Source organism: Enterobacter sp. MALB-1, from assembly GCF_041021625.1.
In the GTDB taxonomy this organism is placed as follows: Bacteria; Pseudomonadota; Gammaproteobacteria; order Enterobacterales; family Enterobacteriaceae; genus Enterobacter; species Enterobacter oligotrophicus.
Window position 1 is genome coordinate 1,014,367 of record NZ_JBDPJL010000001.1, and the last position, 13,853, is coordinate 1,028,219.

12 protein-coding genes are annotated in these 13,853 nt (G+C 56.4%); 10 read left to right on the plus strand and 2 right to left on the minus strand.

Features of this window, described 5'->3' with window-relative positions; all coding sequences use genetic code 11:
- The first annotated feature begins 62 nt into the window (after window positions 1-62).
- Genes ABGB15_RS04915 through queE form a run of 3 tightly spaced genes read left to right on the plus strand, consistent with a single transcriptional unit; the run spans window position 63 to window position 3,055 of the window.
- Window positions 63-1,622, plus strand: a complete 1,560-nt coding sequence (locus ABGB15_RS04915; RefSeq protein ID WP_215722595.1) for a maltose/glucose-specific PTS transporter subunit IIC — start codon at window positions 63-65, stop codon at window positions 1,620-1,622.
- Window positions 1,622-2,329, plus strand: a complete 708-nt coding sequence (locus ABGB15_RS04920) for an N-acetylmannosamine-6-phosphate 2-epimerase (RefSeq protein WP_215722596.1) — start codon at window positions 1,622-1,624, stop codon at window positions 2,327-2,329. The genes ABGB15_RS04915 and ABGB15_RS04920 overlap by 1 nt, the downstream gene beginning before the upstream one ends.
- Before the next feature lie 54 nt (window positions 2,330-2,383).
- On the plus strand, window positions 2,384-3,055 hold the full coding sequence (gene queE, locus ABGB15_RS04925) for a 7-carboxy-7-deazaguanine synthase QueE (RefSeq protein ID WP_148388027.1): 672 nt from the start codon (window positions 2,384-2,386) through the stop codon (window positions 3,053-3,055).
- An 86-nt stretch (window positions 3,056-3,141) separates the two neighbouring features.
- On the opposite strand, the gene queD is transcribed toward queE, so the two are convergent.
- Window positions 3,142-3,507 (minus strand): 6-carboxytetrahydropterin synthase QueD, encoded by a 366-nt coding sequence (queD, locus tag ABGB15_RS04930; protein ID WP_167515535.1) that lies wholly within the window; start codon window positions 3,505-3,507, stop codon window positions 3,142-3,144.
- A 303-nt stretch (window positions 3,508-3,810) separates the two neighbouring features.
- On the opposite strand from queD, the gene cysJ reads away from it, so the two are divergent.
- The 3 genes from cysJ to cysH all read left to right on the plus strand — a co-directional run bounded on the left by cysJ (window position 3,811) and on the right by cysH (window position 8,139).
- A complete protein-coding gene (cysJ, locus tag ABGB15_RS04935; RefSeq protein ID WP_215722597.1) occupies window positions 3,811-5,616 on the plus strand; it encodes an NADPH-dependent assimilatory sulfite reductase flavoprotein subunit in 1,806 nt (601 codons plus the stop codon).
- The gene (gene cysI / locus ABGB15_RS04940) at window positions 5,616-7,328 is read left to right on the plus strand and encodes an assimilatory sulfite reductase (NADPH) hemoprotein subunit (protein ID WP_152082050.1); all 1,713 of its coding nucleotides are present in this window, start codon (window positions 5,616-5,618) and stop codon (window positions 7,326-7,328) included. The genes cysJ and cysI overlap by 1 nt, the downstream gene beginning before the upstream one ends.
- A gap of 76 nt (window positions 7,329-7,404) precedes the next feature.
- Window positions 7,405-8,139 (plus strand): phosphoadenosine phosphosulfate reductase, encoded by a 735-nt coding sequence (gene cysH / locus ABGB15_RS04945; protein ID WP_152082049.1) that lies wholly within the window; start codon window positions 7,405-7,407, stop codon window positions 8,137-8,139.
- 93 nt (window positions 8,140-8,232) lie between these two features.
- Here the strand turns inward: cysH and ABGB15_RS04950 are convergent, their stop codons facing one another.
- A complete protein-coding gene (locus ABGB15_RS04950) occupies window positions 8,233-9,276 on the minus strand; it encodes an aminopeptidase (RefSeq protein ID WP_152082048.1) in 1,044 nt (347 codons plus the stop codon).
- A 237-nt stretch (window positions 9,277-9,513) separates the two neighbouring features.
- Here ABGB15_RS04950 and cysG point away from each other — a divergent pair, with 237 nt between their 5' ends.
- The 4 genes from cysG to cysC are packed head-to-tail and all read left to right on the plus strand — an operon-like array spanning window position 9,514 to window position 13,829.
- Complete coding sequence (gene cysG / locus ABGB15_RS04955) at window positions 9,514-10,872, plus strand: siroheme synthase CysG (RefSeq protein WP_215722598.1); 1,359 nt, start codon at window positions 9,514-9,516, stop codon at window positions 10,870-10,872.
- A gap of 9 nt (window positions 10,873-10,881) precedes the next feature.
- Window positions 10,882-11,790: a sulfate adenylyltransferase subunit CysD gene (gene cysD / locus ABGB15_RS04960; protein ID WP_006811770.1), complete on the plus strand. Its 909-nt coding sequence runs from the start codon at window positions 10,882-10,884 to the stop codon at window positions 11,788-11,790.
- A 9-nt stretch (window positions 11,791-11,799) separates the two neighbouring features.
- Window positions 11,800-13,224, plus strand: a complete 1,425-nt coding sequence (gene cysN / locus ABGB15_RS04965) for a sulfate adenylyltransferase subunit CysN (RefSeq protein ID WP_152082046.1) — start codon at window positions 11,800-11,802, stop codon at window positions 13,222-13,224.
- On the plus strand, window positions 13,224-13,829 hold the full coding sequence (cysC, locus tag ABGB15_RS04970) for an adenylyl-sulfate kinase (RefSeq protein ID WP_152082045.1): 606 nt from the start codon (window positions 13,224-13,226) through the stop codon (window positions 13,827-13,829). The genes cysN and cysC overlap by 1 nt, the downstream gene beginning before the upstream one ends.
- The last annotated feature ends 24 nt before the right edge of the window (window positions 13,830-13,853 follow it).

Consider the following 13,853-nt stretch of genomic DNA (forward strand, 5'->3'; position numbering starts at 1 on the left):
ATTTTCACTTTAACATTAAATTATGGTAAAAATTTTCATCATTATACCAGGGGGATGAAAAAATGATGCACATGTTCAGCGGAGCTTCTTCCGGCGGATGGTTTGAAAAAGCGCAGCGCTTTGGCAAATCTTTTATGTTGCCCATTGCCGTTTTGCCGGCGGCGGGGCTGCTACTGGGGATCGGCGGGGCGCTGTCGAACCCCAACACGCTCACGGCTTATCCGTTTTTAGACGTAGCCTGGCTGCAGGCCATCTTCACCATTATGAGCAGTGCGGGTTCGATTGTATTTGCAAATCTCTCCGTGCTGTTTGCCGTTGGGGTTGCCGTCGGGTTGGCCAAAAATGATAAAGGCACGGCCGGGCTGGCGGCGCTGCTCGCGTTTCTGGTGATGAATGCCACCATCAACGCCCTGCTGATCCTGACCGGGAAGCTGGCGCTTGAAAATCCGGGTGCTGTGGGGCAGGGCATGACGCTGGGCATTCAGACGCTGGAAACCGGCGTGTTTGGCGGCGTGGTCATTGGACTGGTGACCTGCGCGCTCCATCATCGCTTCAACAAAATTGCGCTTCCGCAGTTCCTCGGCTTCTTTGGCGGCTCACGCTTTGTCCCCATTATCAGCTCGCTGGCGGCGATACTCGTCGGGGCTCTCATGACGGTAGTCTGGCCGCATTTCCAGAAGCTGATCTTTGGCCTCGGCGGGCTGGTGGATGCCACCGGCTATCTGGGCACCTTGCTGTACGGCTTCATCCTGCGCATGCTTGGCCCGTTTGGTCTGCACCACATCTTCTATCTTCCGTTCTGGACCACCGCGCTTGGCGGCAGTGAAATCGTCAACGGCCATCTGGTTGAGGGCACACAGCGGATCTTCTTCGCCCAGCTTGCCGACCCGAACACGCAGCATTTCTATGAGGGCACATCGCGCTTCATGTCCGGGCGCTTTATTACGATGATGTTTGGTCTGCTGGGTGCTTGCCTCGCGATGTACCACACGGCAAAACCCGAGAATAAAAAGCGCGTTGCGGGGCTGCTGCTTTCAGCGGCGTTAACCTCTTTCCTGACGGGAATTACTGAGCCCATCGAGTTCTCATTCCTGTTTATTGCGCCGGTGCTGTACGTCATTCATGCGGTATTCGACGGGCTGGCGTTCATGCTCGCGCACATGCTGCACATCACCATCGGACAGACTTTCTCCGGCGGTTTTATTGATTTCGTGCTGTTCGGCATTCTGCAGGGTGAGGCAAAAACCAACTGGATGTTCGTCCCGCTGATGGGCGTGCCGTGGTTCTTCCTTTACTACTTCACCTTCCGCTATCTGATTAACCGTTTTGATTTTGCCACGCCGGGCCGTGAAAAGGAGGCGGTGGCTGACGAGGTTACCCTGCCGCAAAGCGACCGCGCCACGGCGGTGATTGCCGGATTAGGCGGCAGAGACAATCTGGATGACGTTGACTGCTGCGCCACGCGCCTTCGCGTCACGGTGAAAGACGGTAGCAAAGTGAATGAAGCGGCATTAAAAGCGACTGGCGCGCGCGGCGTCATCGTGCGCGGTAACGGTGTTCAGGTCATTTATGGCCCGCACGTCACCATTATCAAAAATGAAGTGGAAGAGATCTTATCGTAATGAAAACTGTACTGGATAACCTGAAGGGAAAACTGGTCGTCTCCTGTCAGGCGCTGGAAAACGAACCGCTGCACAGCCCGTTTATTATGTCGAGAATGGCGCTGGCGGCGGCGCAGGGCGGGGCTGCGGCGATCCGCGCCAACAGCGTGGTGGATATCGAAGCCATCAAGGGGCAGGTCTCGCTGCCGATCATCGGGATCATCAAACGGGACTATCCGGATAGCGAGGTGTTCATCACCGCGACGATGAAGGAAGTCGATGAGCTCATGGCGGTCACCCCGGACATCATCGCGCTGGATGCGACCGCCCGGAAGCGTCCCGGTGGGGGAACTCTGGAAACGTTGGTCGCGCAGATCCGCGCCCGTTACCCCTCGCTGCTGCTGATGGCGGATATTTCCACCGTGCAGGAGGCCGTGACGGCGCAGGCACTCGGCTTTGATTGTGTCGGGACCACGCTTTACGGCTATACGGCGGAGACCGCAGGCCATTCGCTTCCGGAGAATGACTGCGGGTTACTGAAAGCGGTACTGGCTGCCGTCACGATCCCGGTGATTGCCGAAGGCAACGTGGATACTCCCGAGCGCGCGGCCAGATGTCTGGCGCTTGGGGCGCATGCGGTGGTTGTCGGGGGAGCCATCACCCGTCCGCAGCAAATTACGGAACGGTTTATGGCGGCGATTGTCGCGCAAAGCACCGATGGAGCATGACCATCCGGCGGGGATCTGCGATACTTATCGTTTATCCCCTTAACTGAGATGACTATGCAGTACCCGATTAACGAGATGTTCCAGACCCTGCAAGGCGAGGGTTACTTTACCGGCGTTCCCGCTATCTTTATTCGTTTACAGGGATGCCCGGTTGGCTGTGCCTGGTGTGATACCAAACATACGTGGGATAAACTCGCAGATCGGGAAGTGTCGCTGTTTAGCATTCTGGCGAAAACCAAAGAGAGTGATAAGTGGGGGGCAGGCAGCCCGGAAGATCTGCTGGCCATCATTGGTCGTCAGGGCTGGACGGCTCGCCATGTAGTGATCACCGGCGGTGAGCCCTGCATCCACGACCTGATGCCGCTGACCGAACTGCTTGAAAAAAACGGTTATAGCTGTCAGATCGAAACCAGCGGTACTCATGAAGTGCGCTGCTCCCACTCCACGTGGGTGACGGTGTCGCCAAAGGTGAATATGCGCGGCGGGTATGACGTGCTTTCTCAGGCGCTGGAGCGTGCAGATGAGATCAAACACCCGGTCGGCCGCGTGCGTGATATTGAAGCGCTGGATGAGTTGCTGGCGACGCTGACGGACGAAAAACAGCGCGTGATTGCGCTACAGCCGATCAGCCAGAAAGACGATGCGACGCGTCTGTGCATTGAAACCTGTATCGCCCGCAACTGGCGGTTGTCGATGCAGACGCACAAGTACCTGAATATTGCCTAAAAAAGCCCGGTGGCGCTCCCGCTTACCGGGCCTGCGGTTCGAGGCTTTTGCCGGCCGGGTAAGGCGAAGCCGCCACCCGGCAAGCATCATTCTCCGCGATACACACAGCCTGCGGTGCAGGTCTCTTTGATCATCACCGCGCTCAGCAGCGGCACCAGCGGTTTCATCTGATCCCAAATCCATTTTGCCAGCACTTCGCTGGTCGGGTTCTCAAGACCCGGAATGTCATTCAGATAGTAGTGATCCAGACGATCGTAGGTTGGCTTAAACGCGGCCTTCAGTTCAGCAAAGTCCATGATCCAACCGGTATGCGGATCGACTTCACCGGTGATCTCAAGACGCACCATAAACGAGTGCCCGTGCAGGCGGCCACATTTATGCCCTTCAGGGACATGCGGAAGGTGATGGGCGGCTTCGAAGGTGAAATCTTTAAACAGTGTGGTGGACATCATCGCTCTCAGTAATGCGGAAAAAACCGCCGCATAGTACCGGAAAGCACAATTTTTATCATTAACTAAAACGGCTCTGATACCGGAACGCCGTTTATGAGGCCTTTCCTTCATTTATTCTATTTAAATTTCAACAAGTTAATTAATCTGTTTTACCGTTAAGAACGATAACTAAAAGAGGTTAGTCCTTTTGGTTATTTATTATTTCCATCCCTTCTTTAATTGTTATTATCCCCGCCGTTAACCTTATCTTCAGTTTGGATTTATTCGCTTAAATTCCGCTTTGCTACTGGAACATAACGACGCATGACAACACAGGCCCCACCTTCAAATTTGCTTCCCCTGAACCCGGAGCAACTGGCGCGCCTTCAGGCCGCGACCACTGATTTTTCACCCACTCAGCTTGCCTGGGTTTCCGGCTATTTCTGGGGAATGCTCAACCAGCAGCCTGGTGCCGTGGCTGGCGCACCGGCAACGGCCGTTGAAATTCCTGCCATTACGCTGATCTCCGCCTCACAAACGGGCAACGCCCGCCGCGTGGCGGAAGCGCTGCGTGATGACCTGCTCGCCGCCAAACTGAACGTGAACCTGGTGAATGCCGGGGAGTATAAATTTAAGCAAATCGCGTCAGAAAAACTGCTGGTGGTTGTCGCCTCAACGCAAGGGGAAGGTGAACCCGCAGAAGAAGCGGTGGCGTTGCACAAGTTCCTGTTCTCGAAAAAAGCCCCCAAACTGGATGGCACCGCCTTTGCCGTATTCGGCCTGGGTGACACCTCCTATGAATTCTTCTGCCAGTCCGGTAAAGATTTTGACAGCAAGCTGGCGGAGCTGGGCGCAGAGCGCCTGCTGGACCGTGTAGATGCGGATGTTGAATACCAGGCGGCTGCCGCGGAATGGCGTGCACGCATCGTTGAGGTACTGAAAGCCCGCGTCCCGAAAGAGACGCCAGCACAGGCCGCCGTTACCGCAGCGGGCACTGTCAATGAGATCCACACCAGCCCTTACACCAAAGAGGCTCCGCTGGCGGCGAGCCTGTCGGTGAATCAGAAAATCACCGGCCGCGATTCGGAAAAAGACATCCGCCATATTGAGATCGATCTCGGTGATTCCGGCCTGCGTTATCAGCCTGGCGATGCGCTGGGCGTCTGGTATCAGAACGATCCGGCACTGGTGAAAGAACTGGTTGAGCTGCTGTGGCTGAAAGGCACGGAGCCAGTCACCATTGAGGGCAAAACGCTGCCGCTCTCCGAAGCGCTGCAGTGGCATTTCGAGCTGACGGTGAATACCGCCAATATTGTGGAAAACTACGCCACGTTAACGCGCAGCGAATCGCTGCTGCCATTAGTGGGTGATAAAGCGAAACTGCAGCATTACGCGGCAACGACGCCAATTGTCGATATGGTACGTTTCTCGCCAGCTCAGCTGGATGCGGAAGCCCTGATCGGCCTGCTGCGTCCGCTGACACCGCGTCTTTACTCCATTGCCTCCTCGCAGGCCGAAGTGGAAAGCGAAGTGCACATCACCGTCGGTGTGGTGCGTTACGACATCGAAGGCCGCCCGCGTGCGGGTGGTGCGTCGAGCTTCCTGGCTGACCGCGTAGAGGAAGACGGCGAAGTCCGCGTCTTTATCGAGCACAACGACAATTTCCGTCTGCCAGCGAACCCGGAAACACCGGTCATTATGATTGGTCCGGGAACCGGTATTGCACCGTTCCGCGCTTTTATGCAGCAGCGTGCCGCAGATGACGCGCCAGGCAAAAACTGGCTCTTCTTCGGCAACCCACACTTTACAGAAGATTTCCTCTACCAGGTGGAGTGGCAGCGTTACGTGAAAGAGGGCGTGCTGACCCGCATCGATCTGGCCTGGTCCCGTGACCAAAAAGAAAAAGTATACGTACAAGACAAACTGCGCGAACAGGGCGCAGAGCTGTGGCGCTGGATCAATGACGGTGCCCACATTTACGTCTGCGGCGACGCCAATCGCATGGCGAAAGACGTTGAGCAGGCGTTGCTGGAAGTGATTGCCGAATTCGGCGGTATGGATGCCGAAACGGCGGATGAATTTTTAAGTGAGCTGCGCGTTGAGCGCCGTTATCAGCGAGATGTCTACTAATGAGCGAAAAACATCCAGGCCCACTGGTGGTCGAAGGCAAACTGTCTGACGCCGAACGCATGAAGCTGGAAAGCAACTACCTGCGCGGCACCATTGCCGAAGATTTAAATGACGGTCTGACCGGCGGTTTCAAAGGCGACAACTTCCTGCTGATCCGTTTCCACGGTATGTACCAGCAGGACGACCGCGATATTCGCGCCGAACGTGCTGAACAGAAGCTGGAGCCGCGCCACGCGATGCTGCTGCGCTGCCGTCTGCCGGGCGGGATCATCACCACCAGACAGTGGCAGGCGATCGACAAGTTTGCCGGTGAAAACACGATTTACGGCAGCATCCGTCTGACCAACCGTCAGACCTTCCAGTTCCACGGCATTCTGAAGAAGAACGTGAAGCCGGTACACCAGATGCTGCACTCGGTTGGACTGGACGCGCTGGCGACCGCCAACGACATGAACCGCAACGTGCTCTGCACCTCGAACCCGTTTGAGTCTGAGCTGCATGCCGAAGCCTATGAATGGGCGAAGAAGATCTCTGAGCACCTGCTGCCGCGCACCCGCGCCTATGCGGAGATCTGGCTCGATCAGGAAAAAGTCGCCACCACTGACGAAGAACCGATCCTCGGCCAGACCTATCTGCCGCGTAAGTTCAAAACCACGGTGGTGATCCCGCCGCAGAACGACATCGATCTGCACGCCAACGACATGAACTTTGTGGCGATTGCGGAAAACGGCAAGCTGGTCGGCTTCAACCTGCTGGTGGGCGGTGGTTTGTCCATTGAGCACGGTAACAAGAAAACCTACGCCCGTACCGCGAGCGAGTTCGGCTTCCTGCCGCTCGAACACACGCTGGCCGTGGCGGAAGCGGTGGTCACGACCCAGCGCGACTGGGGCAACCGTACCGACCGTAAAAACGCGAAAACCAAATACACGCTGGAGCGCGTGGGCGTTGAGACGTTCAAAGAAGAGGTGGAGCGTCGTGCGGGCATCAAGTTTGAGCCGATCCGCCCTTACGAATTCACCGGTCGCGGCGATCGCATTGGCTGGGTAAAAGGCATCGACAATAAATGGCACCTGACGCTGTTTATCGAAAATGGCCGCATTCTGGATTATCCCGGCCGTCCGCTGAAAACCGGGCTGCTGGAAATTGCTAAGATCCATAAAGGCGAGTTTCGCATTACTGCTAACCAGAACCTGATCATTGCTGGTGTGCCGGAGAGCCAGAAGGCGAAGATCGAGAAACTGGCGCGCGATCACGGGTTAATGAATGCGGTGAAACCGCAACGTGAAAACTCTATGGCCTGCGTGTCGTTCCCGACCTGCCCGCTGGCGATGGCCGAAGCCGAACGCTTCCTGCCGTCGTTCACCGACAAAGTGGAAACGATCCTGGAAAAACACGGTATCCCTGACGAACATATCGTGATGCGCGTGACGGGCTGCCCGAACGGCTGTGGCCGCGCGATGCTGGCAGAACTGGGCCTGGTCGGTAAAGCACCGGGTCGCTACAACGTGCATCTTGGCGGCAACCGTATGGGCACACGTATTCCGCGTATGTACCGCGAAAACATCACGGAACCGGAAATTCTTGAATCTATCGATGAGCTTGTCGGGCGCTGGGCAAAAGAGCGCGAAGCGGGTGAAGGCTTCGGCGACTTTACGGTGCGTGCGGGCATCATTCGCCCGGTGCTCGATCCCGCAAGGGATTTCTGGGAGTAATATCCCGACGGTTTAACAGGTGTTGTAGGCCGGGCAAACGCAGTGCCGCCCGGCAAAACAGGCAAGTGAGGTTCTTATGTCCGTACTCGATCTAACCGCCCTTAATGACCTGCCAAAAGTCGAACGCATCCTGGCGCTGGCAGAAACCAACGCCCATCTGGAAAAGCTCGACGCCGAAGGGCGCGTGGCGTGGGCGCTGGAAAACCTGCCGGGTGACTATGTGCTCTCGTCGAGCTTTGGTATTCAGGCGGCTGTCAGCTTGCATCTGGTGAATCAGATCCGCCCGGACATTCCGGTGATCCTCACCGATACCGGCTATCTGTTCCCGGAAACCTACCAGTTTATCGACGAGCTAACGGACAAGCTCAAGCTGAATCTGAAAGTCTACCGCGCAGAGCAGAGTGCGGCCTGGCAGGAGGCGCGCTACGGCAAACTGTGGGAGCAGGGCGTTGAAGGCATTGAGAAATACAATGAGATCAACAAAGTCGAGCCGATGAACCGGGCGCTGAAAGAGCTGAACGCGCAGACCTGGTTTGCGGGCCTGCGTCGTGAGCAGTCCGGCAGCCGGGCGACGCTACCGGTGCTGGCGGTGCAGCGTGGAGTATTCAAAGTGCTGCCGATTATCGACTGGGATAACCGCACGGTGTACCAGTACCTGCAAAAACACGGGCTGAAGTACCATCCTCTGTGGGATCAGGGGTATCTGTCTGTGGGCGATACCCACACCACGCGTAAATGGGAACCGGGAATGGCGGAAGAAGAGACGCGATTCTTTGGATTGAAGCGCGAGTGCGGGTTGCACGAAGGGTGATGTCTTTTCGCCCGGTGGCGCTGCGCTTACCGGGCCTACAAAGGCACGAAACGTAGGCCCGGTAAGGCGTAGCCGCCACCGGGCTTAACTACATCAGGCTTTTCCCGCTTTCGCCAGCTCCTTCACCAGCGGTAGCATCACTTTCACCACATCCCGGCTGCGGTGCTCAATCCGCTGCGGCAGTGCGCTATCGATGTGCTGCAGATTATCCAACCTCACGTCGTGCCAGCTTGTCCCGTCCGGGAAGGCTTTCGATTTGGCGCGCTGCTGGTAGCCATCTTTCTTACCCAGCGTCCAGTTGGTGGCCTCAACGTACAGCACCGGAATACCGGCTTTATCGAACACTTCCCCGTCGTTACAACATCCCGTGCCTTTTGGGTAATCCGGGTTTCCGCCAGGATTGGTGGTGGCATAAACTCCGTGGCTGCGCGCAATCGCCAGCGCCCGATCGCGGGTTAATTTACGCACGCTGCTCGGCGTACGTTGTCCGCTATTGAAATAGAGTTTATCGCCCACGATAAGATTATCGAGGTTAATTACCAGCAGTGTATTTTTCTTCTCTTCAGCACTCATACGCTTAAGGAGATTCTCAGCGCCGAGTTTTCCCTCTTCTTCACCGCTGGTCGCAATAAAGCGAATGCCGTATTTCGTCGGAATATTTTTCATGCGCTCGGCCAGCTCTAACATCACGCCCAGACCCGCCGCGTTATCATCTATTCCCTGTAGCGTCAGCCCGCCGAGATTATTGTCGGTATCGGTGTCGCTCAACGGCGCGAAGGTATCCAGGTGCGCCAGAATAATAATCTGCTGCGCGGTTTTACCTTCGTGTGCCGCAATAACGGTACTGCCGGTCACGTTATGCCAGTTTTGCGTTTTATTACGTGAGGTATAAATGTAGCGGCTGTGAAATGAGCGAATATCGCTCTGGTAGCCCATCTCCGCAAACTGCTGGCGAATATAGTCGGCGGAAAGCATCTCTGCAGGCGTTCCGGTCATTCGGCCTGGGAATACTGTCGCAATATGCCGCGCCTGCATATTGGCGATTTCACCATACGGTTGATTTTTTGCCTGAACCGGAAAGATAAAGCAAACGCCGAGCGCCAGGGCTGCGTATCGGTGGCGCGTTGCGGAAAACATAGTGAGTCCTTAAAAACAGAGCAAAATTTTAACTCGCTTAGTATGAAACTGTGATCGTGTAGACACAATTTGAATTGCTCTTAAATGCCCGAAATTTCGAACGTTAAGCACTTTTTGATATTTGCTTTTTCAGGGCGTTATTCCATTGAGTAACTACTCATTCCAATTCGTAATTTCATTCGATCTAAGCCGCCCCCTATAGTCCCACTATTCCTGGTTGTTAGTGAGTTGTAGCTTGTGGACTTTCTGCCCTTATTTGCCGCGATTAAAGAGAGACCTGTACTGGTGGTGGGTACGGGCGAAATTGCCGATCGCAAAATCGCATTCCTCCATCGCGCAGGTGCGAAGGTGCAGGTGGTCGAAGACGCGGATTTCGCAGAATCGCAAATCGACAATGTGGTGCTGGTGATTGCGGCTACCAGCGATCGTGAACTTAACCGCCGGATCTCCGAAGCTGCGCAGGTTCGCCACCGTCTGGTGAATGTGGTGGATGATCCGCCGCTGTGCTCGTTTATCTTTCCGTCGATTGTCGATCGATCGCCGCTGTTGGTTGCCATCTCCTCCGGCGGAAATGCCCCTGTTCTGGCGCGTCTGCTGCGCGAGAAGATTGAAGCGCTGCTTCCGCCACGCCTTGGGCGTATGGCCGAAGTGGCAGGACAGTTTCGTGATCGGCTTAAAGCGCGGGTTAACACCACTGACGGACGTCGCCGTTTCTGGGACCGGGCCTTTCGTGGTCGTTTCGCCAGCCTGATGGCTGCGGGAAATGAACGTGAGGCCGAACAGGTGCTTGAGGCGTCGTTGTCACAGTCGGAGCCGTCGCAGGGGGAAATTATTCTGGTGGGAGCAGGCCCTGGTGACGCGGGGTTACTCACCCTGCGCGGCCTGCAGGTTATTCAGCAGGCCGACGTCGTCTTTTACGATCATCTGGTCACCGATGCCGTGCGTGAGCTGATTCGTCGCGACGCCGAACAAATTTGCGTCGGCAAGCGGGCGGGCGAGCACTCCGTGCCGCAGCACGACACCAATCAAATGCTGATTGCCGCAGCGAAAGCGGGCAAAACCGTGGTGCGCCTGAAAGGTGGCGATCCGTTCATCTTTGGCCGCGGCGGTGAAGAACTGCAGGCGGCAGCAGAAGCTGGCGTACCGTTCCAGGTTGTGCCTGGCATCACAGCGGCGTCAGCAGTGACGGCTTATGCCGGTATCCCGCTGACTCATCGCGATTACGCTCAGAGCGTAACTTTTGTAACCGGCCACTACAAAGCCGACAGCACGCCGTTTGACTGGTCACATCTCGCCCGAAGCCGACAAACGCTTGCCATCTATATGGGCACGATGAAAGCGGCGGATATCAGCGAACAGCTTATTCAGCACGGTCGCGAGGCAACCACGCCCGTGGCCGTGATCTCACGCGGTACGCGCGTCGATCAGACTGTTGCTACCGGCACACTACAAGACCTTGCACACCTGGCGAAAGACGCCCCGATGCCCGCCCTGATCTTGGTCGGTGAAGTGGTGCGGCTGCACAGCACGCTCGCCTGGTTTCAACATACAACAGACTCAGAGGGGTTTGGCTCCTCTGTGGTGAATCTGGCTTAAGGAACGGTTATGGACCAAAAACGACTTACTCACCTGCGGCAACTCGAAGCGGAAAGCATCCATATTATCCGCGAAGTGGCTGCCGAGTTCTCTAACCCGGTGATGATGTACTCCATCGGTAAAGATTCCAGCGTCATGCTGCATCTGGCGCGTAAAGCGTTTTATCCGGGTACGCTGCCGTTCCCGCTGCTGCACGTGGATACCGGCTGGAAATTCCGCGAAATGTACGAATTCCGCGACCGTACCGCCAAAGCCTACGGCTGTGAGCTGCTGGTGCACAAAAACCCGGAAGGGGTGGCGATGGGTATTAACCCGTTCGTCCACGGCAGCGCCAAGCACACTGATATCATGAAAACTGAAGGGCTGAAGCAGGCGCTGAACAAATACGGTTTTGATGCGGCTTTCGGCGGTGCGCGCCGTGACGAAGAGAAATCCCGTGCGAAAGAGCGTATCTACTCCTTCCGCGATCGTTTCCACCGCTGGGACCCAAAAAACCAGCGCCCGGAGCTGTGGCACAACTACAACGGCCAGATTAACAAAGGCGAAAGTATCCGCGTTTTCCCGCTCTCTAACTGGACCGAGCTGGATATCTGGCAGTATATCTACCTGGAAAATATCGAGATCGTTCCGCTGTATCTGGCGGCTGAGCGTCCGGTGCTGGAGCGCGACGGCATGCTGATGATGATCGACGACGATCGCATCGACCTCCAGCCAGGCGAAGTGATCAAAAAACAGATGGTGCGTTTCCGTACCCTCGGCTGCTGGCCGCTGACCGGCGCGGTGGAATCCAGTGCGCAGACGCTGCCGGAGATCATCGAAGAGATGCTGGTATCAACCACCAGCGAGCGACAAGGGCGCGTGATTGACCGCGACCAGGCAGGCTCCATGGAGCTGAAGAAACGTCAGGGTTATTTCTAAGGAGCCGCCATGAACACTACGATTGCACAACAAATTGCCAATGAAGGCGGCGTTGAAGCCTATCTGCACGCGCAACAGCACAAAAGCCTGCTGCGTTTTCTGACCTGCGGCAGCGTGGATGACGGGAAAAGTACCCTGATTGGCCGCCTGCTGCACGACACGCGTCAGATTTATGAAGATCAGCTCTCTTCTCTGCACAACGACAGTAAGCGCCACGGTACGCAGGGTGAAAAGCTCGACCTTGCCCTGCTGGTGGATGGCCTGCAGGCGGAGCGCGAGCAGGGCATCACTATCGACGTGGCCTATCGTTACTTCTCTACCGAGAAGCGCAAATTTATTATTGCCGACACGCCGGGGCATGAGCAGTACACCCGCAATATGGCGACCGGAGCCTCGACCTGTGAGCTGGCGATCCTGCTGATCGACGCCCGTAAAGGCGTGCTGGATCAGACCCGTCGCCACAGCTTCATCTCCACGCTGCTGGGGATCAAACACCTGGTGGTGGCGATCAATAAAATGGATCTCGTTGGTTACAGCGAAGAGACCTTCAACCGTATTCGTGAAGAGTATCTGACCTTTGCCGAACAACTGTCGGGCAATCTGGATATTCGCTTTGTACCGCTCTCAGCACTGGAAGGGGATAACGTGGCTTCCCAGAGTGCGAGCATGCCGTGGTACAGCGGCCCGACGCTGCTGGAAGTGCTGGAAACCGTTGAAATCCAGCGTGTGGTTGATACCCAGCCGATGCGCTTCCCGGTGCAGTACGTTAACCGTCCGAACCTTGATTTCCGCGGTTTCTCCGGGACTCTCGCTTCCGGAACGGTGCACGTTGGCCAGCGCGTGAAAGTGCTGCCGTCTGGCGTGGAATCTGCCATTGCCCGGATCGTCACCTTCGATGGCGATTTACAGGAAGCCGGTGCCGGTGAAGCCGTCACCCTGGTGCTGAAGGATGAGATTGATATCAGCCGCGGCGATCTGCTGGTGGACGCGCAAGAAACGCTGACCGCGGTGCAGGGCGCTGCCGTAGATGTGGTATGGATGGCCGAACAGCCGCTGACCGCAGGCCAGAGCTACGACATTAAAATTGCGGGCAAGAAAACCCGCGCCCGCGTGGATGGCATTCAGTTCCAGGTGGACATCAATAACCTGACCCGGCGCGAAGTGAGCGAGCTGCCATTGAATGGTATCGGGCTCGTGGATCTGACCTTCGACGAGCCGCTGGTGCTGGATCAGTATCAGCAAAACCCGGTAACCGGCGGGCTGATCTTTATCGACAGACTGACCAACGTGACCGTTGGGGCTGGCATGGTGCGTGAGCCAAATGAACAGGCTACCGCCGTGTCTGAATTCAGCGCCTTTGAGCTGGAGCTGAACGCGCTGGTGCGCAAGCACTTCCCGCACTGGGGCGCACGCGATCTGCTGGGAGGCAAGTAATGGCCGCCCATGATGAGAACGTCGTCTGGCATCCTCATCCGGTCACCGTCGCTCAGCGTGAGCAACTCCACGGCCACCGTGGGGTTGTGCTGTGGTTTACCGGGCTTTCCGGCTCCGGTAAATCCACGGTGGCGGGCGCGCTGGAGGAGGCGCTACACCAGCAGGGCGTAAGCACTTACCTGCTGGATGGCGATAACGTGCGTCACGGCCTGTGCAGCGATTTAGGGTTTAGCGATCAAGACCGCAAAGAGAATATCCGCCGGGTGGGTGAAGTCGCCAGCCTAATGGCGGATGCCGGGCTGGTGGTGCTGACCGCGTTTATCTCACCTCATCGTGCCGAACGTCAGATGGTACGTGAGCGCGTGGGTCACGATCGCTTTATCGAAGTGTTTGTCGATACCCCACTGGAAATTTGCGAAGCACGCGATCCGAAAGGGCTGTATAAGAAAGCCCGAGCGGGTGAACTGCGAAACTTTACCGGCATTGACTCGGTATACGAAGCGCCTGAATCGCCTGAAATTCACCTGGAAGGTCAACAATTGGTAACAAATTTGGTAAGCCAATTATTAGACCTGCTCAGACGGGACGATATTATCAGATCCTGAGACGGTATCGTTCGGGCGCTGTCT

Excerpts from the sequence above, each read along its gene's own strand:
- ABGB15_RS04915 (WP_215722595.1), top strand. The coding sequence starts at position 63 with ATGATGCACATGTTCAGCGGAGCTTCTTCCGGCGGATGGTTTGAAAAA.
- ABGB15_RS04920 (WP_215722596.1), top strand. The coding sequence starts at position 1,622 with ATGAAAACTGTACTGGATAACCTGAAGGGAAAACTGGTCGTCTCCTGT.
- queE (WP_148388027.1), top strand. The coding sequence starts at position 2,384 with ATGCAGTACCCGATTAACGAGATGTTCCAGACCCTGCAAGGCGAGGGT.
- queD (WP_167515535.1), bottom strand. The coding sequence starts at position 3,507 with ATGATGTCCACCACACTGTTTAAAGATTTCACCTTCGAAGCCGCCCAT.
- cysJ (WP_215722597.1), top strand. The coding sequence starts at position 3,811 with ATGACAACACAGGCCCCACCTTCAAATTTGCTTCCCCTGAACCCGGAG.
- cysI (WP_152082050.1), top strand. The coding sequence starts at position 5,616 with ATGAGCGAAAAACATCCAGGCCCACTGGTGGTCGAAGGCAAACTGTCT.
- cysH (WP_152082049.1), top strand. The coding sequence starts at position 7,405 with ATGTCCGTACTCGATCTAACCGCCCTTAATGACCTGCCAAAAGTCGAA.
- ABGB15_RS04950 (WP_152082048.1), bottom strand. The coding sequence starts at position 9,276 with ATGTTTTCCGCAACGCGCCACCGATACGCAGCCCTGGCGCTCGGCGTT.
- cysD (WP_006811770.1), top strand. The coding sequence starts at position 10,882 with ATGGACCAAAAACGACTTACTCACCTGCGGCAACTCGAAGCGGAAAGC.
- cysN (WP_152082046.1), top strand. The coding sequence starts at position 11,800 with ATGAACACTACGATTGCACAACAAATTGCCAATGAAGGCGGCGTTGAA.
- cysC (WP_152082045.1), top strand. The coding sequence starts at position 13,224 with ATGGCCGCCCATGATGAGAACGTCGTCTGGCATCCTCATCCGGTCACC.